This is a genomic window from Kitasatospora sp. MMS16-BH015, from assembly GCF_002943525.1.
Taxonomy (GTDB): Bacteria; Actinomycetota; Actinomycetes; order Streptomycetales; family Streptomycetaceae; genus Kitasatospora.
Genome location: NZ_CP025394.1, coordinates 4,298,329 through 4,315,800 on the forward strand (window position 1 = coordinate 4,298,329; position 17,472 = coordinate 4,315,800).

16 protein-coding genes and 2 tRNA genes are annotated in these 17,472 nt (G+C 73.3%); 9 read left to right on the top strand and 9 right to left on the bottom strand.

The window, feature by feature from the left end:
• Positions 1-74 precede the first annotated feature (74 nt).
• From CFP65_RS18610 to pyrE, 4 genes are all read left to right on the top strand, one after another.
• On the top strand, positions 75-668 hold the full coding sequence (locus CFP65_RS18610) for a DUF2617 family protein (RefSeq protein WP_104817168.1): 594 nt from the start codon (positions 75-77) through the stop codon (positions 666-668).
• A gap of 79 nt (positions 669-747) precedes the next feature.
• Positions 748-2,547, top strand: coding sequence for a spermidine synthase (locus CFP65_RS18615; protein ID WP_104817169.1), 1,800 nt, complete (start codon positions 748-750; stop codon positions 2,545-2,547).
• Positions 2,548-2,680: 133 nt separating this feature from the next.
• Complete coding sequence (locus tag CFP65_RS18620) at positions 2,681-3,604, top strand: SRPBCC domain-containing protein (RefSeq protein WP_104817170.1); 924 nt, start codon at positions 2,681-2,683, stop codon at positions 3,602-3,604.
• 76 nt (positions 3,605-3,680) lie between these two features.
• Positions 3,681-4,217 (top strand): orotate phosphoribosyltransferase, encoded by a 537-nt coding sequence (gene pyrE, locus CFP65_RS18625; RefSeq protein WP_168219612.1) that lies wholly within the window; start codon positions 3,681-3,683, stop codon positions 4,215-4,217.
• A gap of 88 nt (positions 4,218-4,305) precedes the next feature.
• On the opposite strand, the gene CFP65_RS18630 is transcribed toward pyrE, so the two are convergent.
• Positions 4,306-5,016, bottom strand: a complete 711-nt coding sequence (locus CFP65_RS18630; protein WP_104817172.1) for a DedA family protein — start codon at positions 5,014-5,016, stop codon at positions 4,306-4,308.
• A gap of 293 nt (positions 5,017-5,309) precedes the next feature.
• Here CFP65_RS18630 and fbaA point away from each other — a divergent pair, with 293 nt between their 5' ends.
• Complete coding sequence (gene fbaA / locus CFP65_RS18635; RefSeq protein ID WP_104817173.1) at positions 5,310-6,332, top strand: class II fructose-bisphosphate aldolase; 1,023 nt, start codon at positions 5,310-5,312, stop codon at positions 6,330-6,332.
• Positions 6,333-6,394: 62 nt separating this feature from the next.
• On the opposite strand, the gene CFP65_RS18640 is transcribed toward fbaA, so the two are convergent.
• Positions 6,395-6,814, bottom strand: coding sequence for a DUF3151 domain-containing protein (locus CFP65_RS18640; protein ID WP_104817174.1), 420 nt, complete (start codon positions 6,812-6,814; stop codon positions 6,395-6,397).
• 137 nt (positions 6,815-6,951) lie between these two features.
• Here CFP65_RS18640 and CFP65_RS18645 point away from each other — a divergent pair, with 137 nt between their 5' ends.
• Positions 6,952-7,662: a DUF3152 domain-containing protein gene (locus tag CFP65_RS18645; RefSeq protein WP_254552451.1), complete on the top strand. Its 711-nt coding sequence runs from the start codon at positions 6,952-6,954 to the stop codon at positions 7,660-7,662.
• On the opposite strand, the gene CFP65_RS18650 is transcribed toward CFP65_RS18645, so the two are convergent.
• The 4 genes from CFP65_RS18650 to purS form a co-directional block, all read right to left on the bottom strand.
• Entirely contained in the window at positions 7,652-8,452 is an 801-nt protein-coding gene (locus tag CFP65_RS18650; RefSeq protein ID WP_104817175.1) for a maleylpyruvate isomerase family mycothiol-dependent enzyme, read from the bottom strand. The genes CFP65_RS18645 and CFP65_RS18650 overlap by 11 nt on opposite strands.
• Positions 8,453-8,517: 65 nt before the next feature.
• Entirely contained in the window at positions 8,518-10,773 is a 2,256-nt protein-coding gene (gene purL, locus CFP65_RS18655) for a phosphoribosylformylglycinamidine synthase subunit PurL (RefSeq protein WP_104817176.1), read from the bottom strand.
• On the bottom strand, positions 10,773-11,450 hold the full coding sequence (purQ, locus tag CFP65_RS18660) for a phosphoribosylformylglycinamidine synthase subunit PurQ (RefSeq protein WP_104817177.1): 678 nt from the start codon (positions 11,448-11,450) through the stop codon (positions 10,773-10,775). The genes purL and purQ overlap by 1 nt, the downstream gene beginning before the upstream one ends.
• Positions 11,447-11,701, bottom strand: coding sequence for a phosphoribosylformylglycinamidine synthase subunit PurS (gene purS / locus CFP65_RS18665; protein ID WP_104817178.1), 255 nt, complete (start codon positions 11,699-11,701; stop codon positions 11,447-11,449). Before purS ends, purQ begins: the two co-directional genes overlap by 4 nt.
• 490 nt (positions 11,702-12,191) lie before the next feature.
• Between purS and CFP65_RS18670 the strand changes: the two genes are divergently transcribed.
• The 3 genes from CFP65_RS18670 (at position 12,192) to CFP65_RS18680 (ending at position 12,825) form a co-directional block, all read left to right on the top strand.
• Positions 12,192-12,509 carry an Lsr2 family protein gene (locus CFP65_RS18670; protein ID WP_104817179.1) on the top strand — a complete coding sequence of 106 codons (318 nt, stop codon included), beginning with the start codon at positions 12,192-12,194 and terminating at the stop codon, positions 12,507-12,509.
• 130 nt (positions 12,510-12,639) lie between these two features.
• Positions 12,640-12,715, top strand: a tRNA-Gly gene (locus CFP65_RS18675).
• A gap of 34 nt (positions 12,716-12,749) precedes the next feature.
• A tRNA-Gly gene (locus tag CFP65_RS18680) sits at positions 12,750-12,825 on the top strand.
• A gap of 135 nt (positions 12,826-12,960) precedes the next feature.
• Here the strand turns inward: CFP65_RS18680 and CFP65_RS18685 are convergent.
• The 3 genes from CFP65_RS18685 to CFP65_RS18695 all read right to left on the bottom strand — a co-directional run bounded on the left by CFP65_RS18685 (position 12,961) and on the right by CFP65_RS18695 (position 17,245).
• On the bottom strand, positions 12,961-13,860 hold the full coding sequence (locus CFP65_RS18685) for a phosphoribosylaminoimidazolesuccinocarboxamide synthase (protein WP_104817180.1): 900 nt from the start codon (positions 13,858-13,860) through the stop codon (positions 12,961-12,963).
• Positions 13,861-13,956: 96 nt separating this feature from the next.
• A complete protein-coding gene (locus tag CFP65_RS18690; RefSeq protein ID WP_104817181.1) occupies positions 13,957-15,495 on the bottom strand; it encodes a N,N-dimethylformamidase beta subunit family domain-containing protein in 1,539 nt (512 codons plus the stop codon).
• 178 nt (positions 15,496-15,673) lie between these two features.
• Positions 15,674-17,245, bottom strand: a complete 1,572-nt coding sequence (locus CFP65_RS18695) for a hypothetical protein (protein ID WP_104817182.1) — start codon at positions 17,243-17,245, stop codon at positions 15,674-15,676.
• Between the last annotated feature and the right edge of the window lie 227 nt (positions 17,246-17,472).

Consider the following 17,472-nt stretch of genomic DNA (forward strand, 5'->3'; position numbering starts at 1 on the left):
CGAACCAGCCCCGCCACTGCCGGGCCGGAAGTCTGTTCGACGGGCGCGTACGGAGCTGAAACGCGGAGCCCAGCATGCTCACCACACTCGAGACTTCCTACACGGACACCCGCGCCGGCGATTTGGCGTGGTGCCTGGGCGGCGAGCCGCTGCCCGCACTCGCGGTGCGGGACCTGAGACTCGACTGCCCCGGCACCGAGCCCAGCGGTGGCGGCGGCGCCACCCTCGGCACCCTGCAGCTGCGCCTGCTCGGCGCCTCCCACCAGGTCGTGCTCGCCGCCGGGCCGGGCGAGTGCCTGGAGACGGTCGCCTGCCTGCCCGGCCGGCAGACCCCACTGCCCGCCCGGGTCGCCAAGCAGGTGGCGGGCTGGGAGTACGAGTTCGCGGCCCGGATCGAGGAGTTGCCGCCGCACATCTTCGCGGCCCGCGCCCAGGAGCTGCTCGCCCTGGTGGAGGGGCACCCGCGCGCGCTGGCCGGGGTCTTCCCGGGCGATCCGAGCGCCTTCACCGCCCTGGTCGCGCACGGTGACCAGAACCGCGTGCTCTGGCGCACCTGGCACGCCTACCCGCAGGAGGGCCGGCTGGTCTGCACCCGCTCCTCCCTGGTGGTGCGCCCGGCCGACCCGGCGCACCGGCCCCGCACCGGCGACCCGAATCGCACAGACTGATGAACCGTCAACTCACGCCACCCCGCTGTCCGTCGAATGGGTGCAGCTATCGGCGGCGGCCGTCGCCTAGCGTTTGGCCATGATCAACCACCTGGGGGAGGGCCCACCCACCCGGCCGGACACCGGGCCCAGCCCGCACCCGGCCCCCCACGCGTCGGGGCCCCGGCCCGGCCGACCGGGACCGGCCGTACCGGAAGGCGCCACCCGGCTCCGACGGCACGGCCGCGCGCACCCGCGCGCGGCCCGCGCCCTGGTGCTGCTCGCCGCCTTCGTCTGTGCGGCCTGCGGTCTGGTGTACGAGCTCGAACTCGTGGCCCTCGGTGGATACTTGCTCGGCGACTCGATGACCCAAACCTCCGTCGTGCTCTCCGTGATGGTCTTCGCGATGGGGGTGGGATCGCTGCTCGCCAAGCGGCTGACCCGCCGCCCGGCCACCTTCTTCGCGCTGGTGGAGTGCGTGCTGGCCCTGATCGGCGGGCTCTCCGTGCTGGCGCTGTACAGCAGTTGGGCCTGGCTGGACCGACACGGCGCCACCACCGCCGGGCTGGTCGCCACCACCTTCGTGATCGGCACCCTGATCGGCGCCGAGATCCCGCTGCTGATGACCCTGATCCAGCGGATCCGCCGCGAGGACGCCGGCCGGGCCGTCGCCGACCTGTTCGCCGCCGACTACGTGGGCGCGCTGATCGGCGGCCTGGCCTTCCCGTTCGTGCTGCTGCCCGCCCTCGGGCAGGCCACCGGCGCACTGGCCACCGGCGCGGTCAACGCACTGGCCGGGGCGGCGGTGGTGCTCTGGCTGTTCCGCGAGGAGCCCTCGCCGCGGGCCCGGCTGCTGCTCTGGACGGGCTGCGGCCTGGTGCTGATCACCCTCGCGGTGGCGGCGGCCTGCACCGGCGCGATCGAACGGGCCGCCCGCCAGGCGCTCTACGGCGCCCAGGTGCGGGCCGCCGTCCGCAGCGGCGGGCACGAGCTGGTGCTGGCCGGCGGCCCGGCCCCCCGGGTGCCGGCCCAGCGGGAGGCGCCGCTGGAGCTCTTCGTGGACGGCCGCCCGGTGCTCTGCGGGCCGGACGAGTACCGCGAGCACGAGGCGCTGGTGCGGCCCGCCCTCGGCGACGGGCCCCGGCGGCGGGTGCTGCTGCTCGGCGGCGGCGACGGGCTGGCCCTGCGCGAGGTGCTGACCGATCCGGCGGTGGCCGAAGTGCTGGTGGTCGAGCCCGACCGGGCCCTGCCGGAGCTGGCCCGCACCGACCCGGCCCTGGCCGAGCTCGGCGGCCACTCCTTCGCCGACCCCCGGGCCCGCCTGGTCACCGCCGACCCGCTCGCCTGGCTCCGCGGCCACCCGTCCCGGCCGGCCGCCTCGCCCACCGCGCCCGACGCCCCCGCCGACGCGACCGACGCGCCCGACACCCCCGCCGCGACCGACTCCCCCTCCGCCGCGGCCATCCCCGCTGCGGCGGACCAGGACGGCCCCTTCGACGTGATCCTCGCCGACCTGCCGAGCTCGGCCTCCGGGCACGACCTGACATACACCACCGCCGAGTTCTACGGCCTGGCCGCCCGCCGGCTCGCCCCCGACGGCCGGCTGGCCGTCCGCTCCGGCCCGCTCGGCCCCGGGCTGTGGGCCGGCGAGGCCGGGCTGCGCGCGGCCGGGCTGCGGACCGTCCCGTACGCGGCGGCGGAGGGCCCGAACCACTGCCCGCGCGGGCCGGCCACCGGGCAGACCTTCGTGCTCGCCGCCCGCGACCAGCCCGAGCTCGCCCTCGACCCCGGAGCACCGCCCCCGCGCTCCCTCACCACCGACTCGCTCCGGCACTCCGCCGACCGACTGGCCGCTCTCCGGCCGGACTCGCCGCCGGCTCCGCGCACCCTGCTCGACTGAACCCCACCCGCCCCGGCCGCCCCACCCGTCGGGGCGTGCTCCGGCGGTCGGCCTGCGCCAAGCGTGCCAACCGGAACGGTGAACCTGACGGCAAGGGTCCGCTCCGGCGAGGTGGATGGGTAGGCTCGCTGACATGGAGCACGAGGTTGTCGTACCGCTGTCGGCCGAAGTCGTCCTGAAGGCCCTCCGGGAGCCGGAGCTGCTGGCCCGGTGCGTGCCCGGGCTGTCCACCGACGCGGTCGACGGCCAGGAGCTGACCGGCCGGCTGCGGCTGCGGCTCGGCAGCTCGACCATCACCTACCGCGGCACCCTCTCCCTGATCGAGGGCCGCGAGGGCGTGCTGACCGTGCTCGCCGAGGGCCAGGAGGCCCGGGGCGAGGGCGAGGTCACCGCCACGCTGCGGATCGCCGCCGAGGCGGCCGACCCCGAGGGCGCGGTGCTCAGATTCACCGGCGACCTCTCCGCCACCGGGCGGCTGGCCGAGTACGAGGAGACCGCGCTGGCCACCGCCGGGCGCCGGCTGCTCGACCGCTTCGTGAGCGCCCTCGCGGTGGAGACCGGCGAGGTCGAGCCGCCCTCGGCCACCGTGCTCTACCTGGAGGACCACGCGGGCTTCGGCGGCGACCTGGACGACGACCTGAGCGACCTGATCGCCTTCTCCGACGGCCCGGGCGAGCCCGGCGACCCCGGGGAGTCCGAGGCCGCGGCGGCCGCCGTGGAGCCGCCCGCCCTGCCGGAGCCGGCCGAGGAGCTGCCGTACGTCTTCCAGGCCGTCCCGGCCGCCGCCGAGGCGGGCGGCGAGGGTCCGGTGCGCCGCAGCATCGTCGGCCGCTCGGCCGAGGAGGTCGACCACGCCCCGCCGCGCGGCCGCTACGCCCCCGCCCCGCCCGCCCGCAGCGCCCGGGCCCGGGCCGCCACCCGCTGGGTCGGCCCGGAGACCGTCCCGGCCCACCAGGGCCCGCTCGGCGGCGTCCCGGCCATGCCCTGGGTGATCGGCGGCGGCGTGGCCCTGCTGGGCGGCGCCGTGGTGCTGGTCCGCGCCCTGCGCCGCCGCTGACCAGCCGCCGCCGTCCTGGTCCGCGCCCTGCGCCGCCGCTGATCGCCCGGCCCTCCAGCCCTTAGACTGGCTGCTCATGAGCAACGACCGCGACGCCCTGCTGGCGCAGATCAAGGACAAGGCCGTCGTACACGGCAAGGTCACCCTCTCCTCCGGCCTCGAGGCCGACTACTACATCGACCTGCGGCGCATCACGCTGGACGCGCAGGCCGCTCCGCTGGTCGGCAAGGTCATGCTGGACGCCACCGCCGAGCTCGACTACGACGCCGTCGGCGGGCTGACCCTGGGCGCCGACCCGGTGGCCACCTCGATGCTGCACGCCGCCGCCGCCCGCGGCCGCGAGCTGGACGCCTTCGTGGTCCGCAAGACCGGCAAGGCGCACGGCATGCAGCGCCGGATCGAGGGCCCCGAGGTCAAGGGCCGCCGGGTGCTGGTGGTCGAGGACGTCTCCACCACCGGTGGTTCGCCGCTGACCGCCGTCGAGGCGCTCCGCGAGGCGGGCGCCGAGGTGGTCGGCGTCGCGGTGATCGTCGAGCGCGGCGCGGCCCCGGCCATCGCCGAGGCCGGCCTGCCCTACCTCGCCGCCTACAGCCTGGCCGACCTGGGCCTCTGAGGCCCCTGAGGCTCCCCGCACACGACGAACGGCCGGGGTTTCACGTGAAACAACGTGAGACCCCGGCCGTTCGGCCGTCCTGGAGCGTTCAGCCCTTGCGGTGACGACCGCCGCCGGCCACCTCGGCGCCGGCCTCCGCGCCACCGGCGCGCTTCTTCTTCCGCTCGCGCAGGATCTCCACCAGGATCGGCGAGATCGAGACCAGGATGATCAGCGCCATCGCCGGGAGCAGGTACTTGTCGATCACCGGCGCCATCCAGGCCCCGGTGAAGTAGCCGATCAGGAGCATCGACTCGGTCCAGAGCACGCCGCCCACGACGTTCCAGACCAGGAAGGTCCTGGCGGGCATCTCGAGCGTCCCGGCCACCGGGTTGAGGAAGGTGCGCACGATCGGGATGAACCGGGCCAGCACCACCGCCTTGGCCGGGCCGAACTTCTCGAAGTACTCCTCGGCCTTGACCACGTACTCCCGCTTGAAGATCTTCGACTCGGGTTTGTCGAAGAGCCTCGGCCCCACCTTGGCCCCGATCAGGTGGCCCAGCTGGGCCCCGGCCACGGCACAGACCGGCGCGCCGAGCAGCAGCACCGCGATCGGCAGCCGGGCCCCCTCGCCGAGCACCGAGGAGGCGGCGCTGGAGGAGGCCACCCCGGCCAGGATCAGCAGCGAGTCGCCGGGGAAGAAGAACCCGATCAGCAAGCCGGTCTCGGCGAAGATGATCGCCAGCAGGCCGATCGCCCCGAGCGAGGAGATCAGCGACTTGGCGTCCAGGACGTTGACAGCGAGTTGGATGTGGTCCACGGGCGCAGGATAGCGCTCCCGTCCTGGCACGGGCTGAACGCGTAGCGGCGGACCTGTGGTGAGCGCACCGGCCCAAGGTCCCGGACCACCCGTGGCCTTGGGCCCGTGCTTCGTGCGCCGACCGTCCCAAGTGGCGGGCCACCTGGTGAAAGGAGGGGGTTCGTCTGGGAAGATGGCTGCGGCGTCCGGACCGTGGTCGCAGAACACCCTCAATCTGCTCCACCGCGTGCCGAAGGCGTAACGAGCGCCGGACAGGCCGTCCTGCGCCGCCACACCGACAGGAGCGGATTCGCATGCCCATCGCAACTCCCGAGGTCTACAACGAGATGCTCGACCGGGCCAAGGCGGGCAAGTTCGCCTACCCGGCCATCAACGTCACCTCGACGCAGACCCTGCACGCCGCCCTCCGCGGCTTCGCCGAGGCGGAGAGCGACGGGATCGTCCAGATCTCCACGGGTGGTGCCGAGTTCCTGGGTGGCCAGTACAGCAAGGACATGGTGACCGGCGCGGTCGCGCTCGCCGAATTCGCCCACATCGTGGCCGCCAAGTACCCGGTCAACATCGCCCTGCACACCGACCACTGCCCCAAGGACAAGCTGGACGGCTACGTCCGCCCGCTGCTCGCGGTCTCCGCCGAGCGCGTGGCCCGGGGCGAGAACCCGCTCTTCCAGTCGCACATGTGGGACGGCTCGGCCGAGACCCTGGCCGACAACCTCTCCATCGCCCAGGAGCTGCTGGTCCAGGCCGCCACCGCGAAGATCATCCTTGAGGTCGAGATCACCCCGACCGGTGGCGAGGAGGACGGCGTCTCGCACGAGATCAACGACGAGCTCTACACCACGGTCAACGACGCCGTCCGCACCGCCGAGGCCCTCGGCCTGGGCGAGAAGGGCCGCTACCTGCTGGCCGCCTCCTTCGGCAACGTGCACGGCGTCTACAAGCCGGGCAACGTCGTGCTGAAGCCGGAGCTGCTCCGCGAGCTCCAGGCCGAGATCGGCAAGGCCTACGGCAAGCAGGACCCGTTCGACTTCGTCTTCCACGGCGGCTCGGGCTCCACCCCCGAGGAGATCGCCACCGCGCTGGAGAACGGCGTCGTGAAGATGAACCTCGACACCGACACCCAGTACGCCTTCACCCGCCCGGTCGTGGACCACATGTTCCGCAACTACGACGGCGTGCTGAAGGTCGACGGCGAGGTCGGCAAGAAGAACACCTACGACCCGCGCACCTGGGGCAAGCTGGCCGAGGCCGGCATGGCCGCCCGCGTGGTCGAGGCCGCCAAGAGCCTCCGCTCGGCCGGCAACCGCCTGAAGTAGGCCAGGCACGCGTGAGCCCCCCGGCCGGGCGGCCGGGGGGCTCACGCGCGTCCTGGAGCGGGTTACTGCTTGAGCTCGGCGTACGCCTCGGGGCTGCTGTCGTTCAGGAACTCCCAGCAGCGCTTCGCCTCCTCGGTCTCACCGATCGAGTCGGCGGCCCGGGCCAGGGCGGCCAGGCAGCGCAGGAAGCCGCGGTTGGCCCGGTGCTCCCAGGGCACCGGGCCGTGCCCCTTCCACCCGGCGCGCCGCAGCGCGTCCAGGCCGCGGTGGTAGCCGGTGCGCGCGTAGGCGTACGACTCGACCACCCGACCGGCGTCGAACGCGTCGTCGGCCAGCATCGCCCAGGCCAGCGAGAAGGAGGGGAAGGCGGCGGCGACCTGGGTGGGCGAGGCCGACTCCTCCCCGAGCATCCGGTACGGCTGCTCCTCCTCGGTCAGCCGGGTCGGTTCCGGGCCGCCGAGCAGGTTCTTGTAATTGGTCATACGGGCAGTCTGCCACTCGACTGGAACCGCGCCATGCATACTGGGTATCTAGACAGAGGAGGGGAGTCACCGCACGGTGGCCGAGCGGGCCGGCACGGCCTGACATCCCGTCGTACCCGATCTGACGGAGGACAACTGTGCCCGTACGTCTGCGCCGCCGCGCCCTCGGCGCGGCCCTCGCCCTGGCCCTGCTCGCCGGCCTCGCGCTCGCCCTGGTCGATCTGAACGAGCGCCACGAGGCCTCCCAGCGGGCCAGTGCCCGGCTGGCCCTGACCCGGGTGGCCACCCTCCAGGACAGCTTCACCGTCGCCAAGGCGGACGGCCCGGCCGCCGGCACCGGCGGCACGCTGCGCCGCTACCGGGTCGAGGTCGAGCGCGGGGTCGAGGTGGACGCGCAGGCCGCCGCCGACCAGGTGCAGCGCATCCTGGCCGACAGGCGGAGCTGGACGGCGGACGGCCAGGACTCCTTCCAGCTGGTCTCGGCCGAGCCCTTCGACTTCACCGTCCGGATAGCCTCGCCCCAGCTGGTCGACCGGATCTGCGGGGCGGCCGGGCTGGACACCAAGGGCGAGGTCAACTGCGACGTGGAGCGCCAGGTGATGGTCAACGCCAAGCGCTGGCAGACCGGCTCACCGCAGTTCACCGGCAGCCTGGACGACTACCGGGCCCTGATCGTCAACCACGAGGTCGGCCACCGGATCGGCCACGGCCACGAGGGCTGCCCCGGCCCGGGCCAACCGGCCCCCGCGATGATGCAGCAGATCTACGGCCTGAACGGCTGCCTGCCGAACGCCTGGCCCTACTCGGCCGACGGCCACTACCTGAGCGGGCCGCCGGTCAAGCCATGACCGGCAGGTGACCGCTGAGGTCGCTGCGCTCCCCGCTCGCCGAGAGCTCCGCCCCCACCGCCTCGGCCCAGGCCAGCCGGCCGGTGGCCAGCCGGATCCAGGTCAGCGCGTCCGTCTCCACCACGTTCGGCGGGGTGCCCCGGGTGTGCCGGGGGCCCGGCACGGCCTGCACCACCGCGAACGGCGGCACCCGCAGCTCCACCGCCCCGCCCGGCACCTGCGCGGCGAAGGCGTCCGCCAGCAGCCGGGAGACGGCCGCCAGCGCCTGCCGAGCGTGCGGGAACTCGGGCAGCCCGAGCGCAGCAGCCAGGTCGTCGGCGTGCACCACCAGCTCCACCAGCCTGGTCACCAGGAAGTCGCCCACCAGCATCGGCCCGAACCGGATCACCAGCCGTCGCGACGGATCCGTGTCGAGCACCGCCAGCAGCGCGTCCGCCGCCGCGTCGAACTCCGCCGCCAGCTCGGCCGGAGCGCCCCCGAAGGCACCGGCGGCCAGCTCCTGCGCGACCGCCCCGATGGCGGGGGCAGCCGTCCGGGTCACCCCGACCCAGTCGGTCAGCGGCAGCGCGGCCCCCGCGGGCACCTCGTCCGCCAGGTGCCTCGGCAGCCACTCCAGACAGAACGCCAGGTGTGCGACCAGCTCCCGCACCCGCCACTCCCCCAGCCGGGTCGGCCGGTCGAGATCCGCCGCATCGAGCCGGTGCACGGCGGCCCGCACCGCCTCGGTCTGCTCCACGAGCGCGGCTCGCACCTTGGCGGGGTCGTACGTACGGGGCTTGTTGGCAGGCATGGACGGCAGGCTAACGCGAAGGGCGGCCCGTGCGGGTGCACGGACCGCCCTTCGAGAAGACGCCGCTACGCGAGCAGCGCCTCGATGACGCCGGTGTGAGCCTCGGTCAGCTCCGCGAGCGAGACCTGGAACTGGCCCTGCACGTCGAGCACGTCACCGTCGACCACGCCGATGCGGGTGACCGGCAGGCCGCGCGCGCCGCACATGTCGTTGAACCGGAGCTCCTCGCTGCGCGGGATCGCCACGATGGCGCGCCCGGCCGACTCGGAGAACAGGTAGACGAACGGGTCCAGGCCCTCGGGGACGACGATGCGGGCACCGTTGCCGCCCTTGAGGCAGCTCTCCACCAGGGCCTGGGCCAGGCCGCCGTCGGAGAGGTCGTGCGCGGCGTCGATCATGCCGTCGCGCGAGGCGGCGATCAGGATCTCGCCGAGCAGCTTCTCGCGGTCCAGGTCGACCTTGGGCGGCAGGCCGCCCAGGTGGTCGTGCGCGACCTGCGACCAGGCCGAGCCGCCCAGCTCGTCGGCGGTGTCGCCGAGCAGGTAGATCAGCTGGCCCTCCTCCGCGAACGCCATCGGCGTGCGGCGGGTGACGTCGTCGATGACGCCGAGCACCGCGACCACGGGGGTCGGGTGGATGGCGACCTCGCCGGTCTGGTTGTAGAGCGAGACGTTGCCGCCGGTCACCGGGGTGCCGAGCGCCAGGCAGGCGTCGGCCAGACCGCGGGTGGCCTCGGCGAACTGCCACATCACGTCCGGGTCCTCGGGGGAGCCGAAGTTGAGGCAGTCCGAGATCGCCAGCGGGCGGGCGCCACCGGCGGCGACGTTGCGGTACGCCTCCGCCAGGGCCAGCTGGGCACCGGTGTACGGGTCCAGCTTGGCGTAGCGGCCGTTGCCGTCGGTGGCCACCGAGACGCCGAGGTTGGTCTCGTCGTCGATCCGGATCATGCCCGAGTCCTCGGGGTACGAGAGCACGGTGTTGCCGAGCACGTACCGGTCGTACTGCGAGGTGATCCACGCCTTGGAGGCCTGGTTCGGCGAGGAGACCAGCTTGAGCAGGGTCTCCTTCAGCTCGGCGCCGTTCGCCGGGCGGGCCAGCCGCTCGGCGGTCGGGGCGTCGGCCTGCAGCGCGTCCTGCCAGGCGGGGCGCGCGAACGGGCGGTTGTAGACCGGGCCGTCGTGGGCGACGGTGCGCGGCGGCACGTCCACGACCTGCTCGCCGTGCCAGAAGATCTCCAGGCGGTCGCCGTCGGTCACCTCACCGATCACGGTGGCGATGACGTCCCACTTCTCGCAGATCTCCAGGAAGCGGGCGACCTTGTCGGGCTCGACGATCGCGCACATGCGCTCCTGCGACTCGCTCATCAGGATCTCCTCGGGAGAGAGCGAGGAGTCGCGCAGCGGAACGGTGTCCAGCTCGACGCGCATGCCGCCGGAGCCGGCCGAGGCCAGCTCGGAGGTGGCGCAGGAGAGGCCGGCGCCGCCGAGGTCCTGGATGCCCTTGACCAGCTTCTCGGCGAAGATCTCCAGGGTGCACTCGATGAGGAGCTTCTCCTGGAACGGGTCGCCGACCTGCACCGCCGGGCGCTTGGCCGGGCCGGTGGAGTCGAAGGTCTCCGAGGCCAGCACCGAGACGCCGCCGATGCCGTCGCCGCCGGTGCGGGCACCGTAGAGGATGACCTTGTTGCCGGCGCCGGACGCCTGCGCGAGGTGGATGTCCTCGTGCTTCATGACGCCCACGCAGAGCGCGTTGACCAGCGGGTTGCCCTGGTAGCAGGAGTCGAAGACGACCTCGCCGCCGATGTTCGGCAGGCCCAGGCAGTTGCCGTAGCCGCCGATGCCCGCGACGATCCCGGGCAGCACGCGCCGGGTGTCCGGGTGGTCGGCCGCACCGAAGCGCAGCGGGTCCATCACGGCGACCGGGCGGGCGCCCATCGCCAGGATGTCGCGCACGATGCCGCCGATGCCGGTGGCCGCACCCTGGTAGGGCTCGATGTACGAGGGGTGGTTGTGCGACTCGACCTTGAAGGTCACCGCGTAGCCCTGGCCGACGTCGACCACACCGGCGTTCTCGCCGATGCCGACGAGCATCGCGTCGGACTGCGGGGCCTTCTCGCCGAACTGCTTGAGGTGCACCTTGGAGCTTTTGTACGAGCAGTGCTCCGACCACATGACCGAGTACATCGCGAGCTCGGCGCCGGTGGGGCGGCGGCCGAGGATCTCGCGGATGCGGGCGTACTCGTCTTCCTTCAGACCGAGCTCGGCCCAGGGCTGCGCGGAGTCCGGGGTCTGCTCGGCGTTCTTGACGGTGTCGAGAGACATCAGGCGTTCACCAGCTGCTTCAGTACGGAGGTGAAGAAACCCAGGCCCTCGGTGTTCGGGCCGGTGAGCTCCTCCACGGCGTGCTCGGGGTGCGGCATCAGACCGACGACGTTGCCGGCGGCGTTGGTGATGCCGGCGATGTCGCGGTACGAACCGTTGGGGTTCACGTCGAGGTACCGGGCGACGATGCGGCCCTCGGCCTCCAGCTCGTCCAGCACGTGCTCGTCGGCCACGAAGCGGCCCTCGCCGTTCTTCAGCGGGACGACGATTTCCTGGCCGGCTGAGTAATCGGCCGTCCAGGCGGTGGCCGCGTTCTCGATCCGCAGCTTCTGGTCGCGGCAGATGAAGTGCAGCGAGTCGTTGCGGGTGAGCGCCCCGGGCAGCAGGTGCGATTCGCACAGCACTTGGAAGCCGTTGCAGATACCGAGGACGGGCATTCCCAGCTTGGCCTGCTCGATGATGGTCTCCATCACCGGCGAGAAGCGGGAGATCGCACCGCAGCGCAGATAGTCGCCGTAGGAGAAACCACCCGGCAGCACGACGGCGTCGACCTGGTGGAGATCCTTGTCACGGTGCCAGAGCGCGACCGGCTCGGCGCCCGCGAGGCGGACGGCGCGGCGGGCGTCCTGGTCGTCGAGCGAGCCGGGGAAAGTGACGACGCCTACGCGCGCGGTCACTTGCCCTCCTCCTCGACTCGGACGGTGAAGTCCTCGATCACGGTGTTGGCGAGGAAGGTCTCGGCAGCCTCACGGATGCGGGCGAGGGCGGCGTCGTCCACCGGCCCCTCCAGCTCCAGCTCGAAACGCTTTCCCTGGCGGACGTCGGCGACCCCGGTGAACCCGAGACGCGGCAGCGCACGCTGCACCGCCTGTCCCTGGGGGTCGAGGATCTCCGGCTTGAGCATGACGTCGACTACGACGCGTGCCACGGGCACTCCCGATGTGTGGTGCGTGAAGGCGGGGGGACCTTCAGAGTACCGGGGCTTTCGGGCGCTTTTGCGAGCGGCCACAGGCGACGCGCGTAGACCGCCGACCCTTACGCAGCAAGGGCTCCGAGCCCCTCGCGCTCCCCTTCCCGGCCGGTTATCACCCGGCCCATTCCTGGTCCAGACCTTCTCCGAGCCGCCCCGAGAACGTCCGAATACCGGCACACCGGACATGTCGACCATCAGTATCCGAAGCGCAAATCCCGGCCGGCGCCGGCCAACGGCGATCCTCCGTGAATATCCGGAAAAAGAATGCACGGGCCCTTCGATTTCAACCCGCTTTTGGTGCAGAATAAGGGCCACCGGCAGCGGAGTGCGCCGCGTATCGGCATGGGCTCGCCCGCTGCTCCGGTGCGCTTTCGCGGCCGCTGCACAGGGCCGGTGTGGCGCACCCTGCACCCGACGGCCGAATTGCCCGAGAGGATTGACACCCATGGCTCAGCGTGTAGTTGTCACGCTCTCCGACGACCTGGACGGCGGCACCGCCGCCGAAACCGTCCACTTCGGCGTCGACGGGAAGTCGTACGAGATCGACCTGTCCCTGGACAACGCGGAAAAGCTGCGGGAGGCCCTCGCCCCGTTCGTCGCGGCCGGCCGGCGCCAGAGCCGCAGCGGCAAGTCCTTCCGCCGCACCGCCCTCACCCCGGACCCGGCGGCCGTCCGCGCCTGGGCCCAGTCGCACGGCATGGAGCTGCCGGCCCGCGGTCGCATCCCCAAGCACGTCTACGAAGCCTTCGCCGACGCGAACTGACCCACCCGTCGCCCCGCCCAGGTCACCGCGGCCAAGGGTGGGGCGACCACCCCGAAACATGGGGTAGAGTATTCCTCGTCGCCGCAACCGGAGAGATCCGAACGAGGCGGCCGGTGCCCACCAGCACCGTGCGGACGTGGCTCAGTTGGTAGAGCATCACCTTGCCAAGGTGAGGGTCGCGAGTTCGAATCTCGTCGTCCGCTCCAGCCCTTCGGGGTGTGCAGTACAACTCAAAATCGTGCGGACGTGGCTCAGTTGGTAGAGCATCACCTTGCCAAGGTGAGGGTCGCGAGTTCGAATCTCGTCGTCCGCTCCAGTCCCGAAAGCCCCCTCGCCGAGGGGGCTTTCGGCGTTTCCGGCTCCGGTCGTCCCCAGCCGTTCGCAGCCGTTCCCGGTTGATCAGTGCCCGAAGGGGGCGTACCGGATCCGGTACGCCCCCTTCCGTCCGCACTCAGCTCCAGCTGAGCCCGGTGAGCAGTTCGTACGCCTCGACGTAGCGGGCGCGGACCCGCTCGGTCACCTCGGCGGGCAGCACCGGCGGCGGCAGCTCGCCGGCCGGGTCCCAGCCGGAGGCCGGGGAGGCCAGCCAGTTGCGGATGATCTGCTTGTCGAAGGAGGGCTGGGCCCGGCCCGGCTGCCACTCGTCGGCCGGCCAGTAGCGGGAGGAATCCGGGGTCAGCACCTCGTCGCCGATCACCAGCTCGCCGTCCAGCAGGCCGAACTCGAACTTGGTGTCGGCCAGGATCAGGCCGCGGTCCCTGGCCACGTCCCGGGCCCGGGAGTACACCGCGAGGGTGGTCTGCCGCAGGGTGGCGGCCAGGTCGGCGCCGATCCGGCGGGCGGTCTCCTCGTAGGAGACGTTCTCGTCGTGCTCGCCGACCTCGGCCTTGAGCGCCGGGGTGTAGATCGGGCTGGGCAGCTCGGAGCCGTCCTCCAGGCCCTCGGGCAGCGCGATCCCGCAGACCGTGCGGTCCTTCACGTACTCCTTGAGGCCGGAGCCGGTCAGGTAGCCGCGGGCCACGCACTCGACCGGCACCATCTCCAGGCTCTTGCAGATCATCGTCCGCCCGGCCCAGTCGGCGGGGGCCCCGGCCGGCACCTCGGTGGAGATCACGTGGTTCGGCACGATGTCCGCGATCCGCTCGAACCACCACAGCGAGAGCTGGGTGAGCACGCGCCCCTTGTCCGGGATCTCGTTGGGCAGCACCCAGTCGAAGGCCGAGGTGCGGTCGCTGGCGACCATCACCAGCTCCCCCGACTCGGCGCGGTAGAGGTCGCGCACCTTGCCGGTGTGCAGGTGGGTCAGGCCAGGCACCTGGACCGGCTCGGGCTTGGTGACAAATCCGCTCAAGGTCGTCTCAGTCCTCAGGGGTGGTACGCGTGTGGGGAACCGCGCGATGGGAGGTCACTGGCCCCGAGTCTTTCACGACCCCTCCGACCAGGCCGATCAGCCGTCCTTGCAGAGCTGGTCGAGGAGGTTGGCGGTGGCCCGCTGGATCCTTTCGTCGGTGTGGCCGGGGCGGTCCAGGGCGGGCGACCAGGCGAAGGTGCCGGCGGCGAAGACGTAGGCGCCGCTGGGGGCCCGGTAGAGCGAGGTCTCCTGGTGGCGGGGGCGGCCGGCCGGGTCGCGGTAGGGGGAGTGGGCCAGCAGGATCCGCTCGCGGTGCGGGGGCAGCGCAGTCCTGGGGTGGTAGTGGTCGGCCTCGCCGGCCACCAGGCCGGGCAGCTCGTCGCCGTCCCGCAGGCCGGTGCCGGCCCAGAGCCAGTGCCCGGTGTTCCGCGCGACCAGCGGCACCGGCGTGCTCACGCTGCCGCCGTACTGCAGCCCGAGCAGCAGTTGCTCGGGCTCGCCCGCGTCGCGCCAGAGCGCGCTCTGACTGCCGGGCACCCCGGCCGCCGCGTGCCCGGCCGGCACCCGCTGCCGCTTGCGGCAGTTGAGCAGCCGGTTCGGCTCCCCCGCCGCCCCCGCGCTCAGCTCCACCCGCCAGTACATGGTGTTGGCCGAGAGGAAGACCAGCGAGGTGCCGCCGTCTCTGGCCCGCTCGACGGCCCGCCGCATCGGCTCGGACCAGTACTCGTCGTGCCCGGGGAAGACCAGCGCCCTGTGCCGGGCGGGCTCGACCAGCCCGGCGTGCAGGTCGGAGGCGGTGGCGTAGGAGAGGTCGTAGCCGTACCGCTCGGCCCAGCGGATGAAGTCGTAGGCGTGGCCCACGTGCAGCGGCAGCCCGGCCCCGGCGTGCGGGCGGTCGAAGGAGACCGTCACGGCGGCCTCCGGCTCGCGCAGCAGCCCGCCCCGGTCGTCCCAGGCGTGGTAGAGGCTGGCGCCCTGCCGGCCGTCCTCGGGGAAGAGGTTGTACGCCTGCCAGGTCACGTCCGGCAGCACCAGCAGCAGCTCGGCGGGATGGGTGGGCTCGGCGAAGTCCCGTACGGTGAACGGGATGTGACTGCGGTGCAGGTTGTCGGCGGTGGTGAGCACCGCGACGTAGGCGCCGGGGTGCCAGTGCGGCGGCACCTGGAGCCGCCAGGACTGCCACCAGTGGTGGCAGGAGACCGTCCGCCCGACCACCAGCGGGGCCGGCTGGGCCACCCCGGCGACCACCGGGCTGCAGGTCATGTGGTGGGCGCCGTCGCCGCCGTAGTGGCCGATCCGGTAGACGTCCACGGTGAACTCGCGCGGCGGGTGCACGGTGACCCGGAAGTCCACCGAGCCGCCGGGGCGGACCACCCCGGCCGAGGCGAAGCCCTTGATCTGCTGCTGCACGTCGTCGGCGTTGGCCGGGGTGCCGACCGGTGGCTTGGGGCGGCCGGTGGCCAGCGGCTGCTGGCCCGGGGCGTCCACGCTCACGTACCAGGGCACCGCCCCCTCGACCTCGGCCAGGTACTGGTCGGGCCCGCGCAGCCAGGGCAGCGGGCCCTGGCCGAAGGGATCCGACACGCCGTGCGCCAGCGTGCCCGACTCCCAGCGGCGGTTGAGTTCCGTCCCCACGCGCCCCTCCCACAGTTCACGCCCGCGAGCGGCATGTGCCAAGCGGATGTGCGTGCGGCCAAGCACACCACACCAGGCTGGCGCTGCGTCACCCCAAGGTAGCAACAACTCTTGTTGAAATCAGGGCAGCTGACGGGCCGTCCGTGCTCCGTCAAACCCCCCGCGACGCCCGCCCGGCTCAGCTCCGGACCGGGCGCTCCAGCCGGATGCCCTCCGCCTCCAGCCAGCCGCGGAGCGGAGCGTCCTTGCCCTGCTCGACCGCCTCGGCGACCGCCAGGGCCAGATCCGGCCGCCGGACGCCGCCGATCAGCAGCACCGGCCCGTCCAGCCAGTCCAGACCGGGGGTGCCCACCCCGGCGTCGATCACCGCGCAGCAGACCGTGGAGGTGACGTGCTCCACCAGCAGATCGGCCCCGCCCCGGGGCTGATCCAACGGAGGCACGCCCGCCGCCGGGGGCGCGGCCGCGGCGGCGCGCGCCACCTGGAGGGCCAGCGCGGCGGCCAGCGACTCCCCCGCCCCCTCGCCCAGCCGGTCGAGCACCCGGCGCAGCGTCGGCCCCGGGGCGCCCGCGCCGCTCTCCGGCCCGACCTCCGACCCGCTCTCCGCTCGGGCCTCCGCGGCACCCTGGGCCCCGCCCGCCAGGGCGGCCCGCAGGGTGGCCACCTGGAGACGCCAGCCCCGGTGGGCCACCTGCTCGGGGTAGTCGGCCCAGTCCAGCGGCTCCCAGCCGGGCTCGGCCCGGCCGACGAAGAGCTCTGCGGCCAGCAGCGAGACGGCCGCGTCCACCCCGCCCGGCTGCTCCAGCAGATCGCAGGCGGGCCGGTCGCCCAGCCGGGTCTCGTAGCCGTCGGCCAGCCTGTCCCGCCGGGAGAGCTCGGTGAGGGCGGCGACCACGCCGGCGTCCAGGTGCGCGGGGTGGCGGCCGAGCCGCCAGGCCGGCAGCGCCACCCTGGTCAGCAGCCTGTCCCAGCCCGCGTAGGCCAGGCCGACCTGCTCCTGGGCGGCCACCCGCAGCCCGTAGTCCACCGCCTTGGCCCGCTCGGAGGCCCGGGCGGCCACCGCCCGCTCCAGCTCGGCGGAGTGCTCCCGGCAGGCGCCGAGCAGCAGCCGCAGCACCCGGGCGGTGAAGCCCCGGCGACCGGCCTCGCCGAGCGCCGCGTCCAGGCTGCGGACGAAACGGCGGGCGGCGGCGATCTCCGGATCGGCCGAGGCGGCCGTGCCGGCCACCACCGGGGCGAGCAGCGCGCGGAGCTCGCCCGCCCGCATCCACCACAGGAACGGCGAGCCGACCACCAGCACCGGAGCCGCGGGCTCCGCCGGGCGGCGGGTGAGCGGGCCGCGGCGCGGGTGCTCCTCCTCCAGCCAGCTGTCGCAGTCCGGCACGATCGCGATGCCCGCCGGGGCGGGCACCTCCAGACCGGCCGCCAGCTCGGTGATCATCCCGTAGAGCTCGGGCGCCTCGCCCGGCGCCACCAGCACGGCGGGCGTCCGCGGCGGCACGGCCCGGGCCAGCGCCCGCACCACCACGGCCGCGCCCAGCAGCGCGACCACCGCGGCTATGCAGACCACCCAGCGGACGACCCCCCAGAACGCGGCGTCCTCCGCCCCGGCGGCCCCGATCCTTCCGGTGACCCGCCCGGCGCACAGCACCACGGCGAAGGCGGCGGGCAGCACGGCGACGGCCAGCGCCCGCCCTCGGACCCGGAGCACGGCCTGGGCACGTGCGCGGGCTGCGTCGACAGCGGCCATACGGCGCGGCACCCCCTTTGGAGCCGAATCGGAATGATCAGTACTCGACCGGGAAACGGCGGTGGCCGACCCCGACTGTGCGTCCTGCGTGGCACTTCTGACAGTTTTGACGCCCGTGTGCGGGTAGGCGTTCCGGAACGCCACACTTTCCACCCGTCCTGGTGACAAGTGGCGCACCGCACCCCCACCGGCGCACCCCGCCAAGATCCCCCGGCCACCCCCGCCAC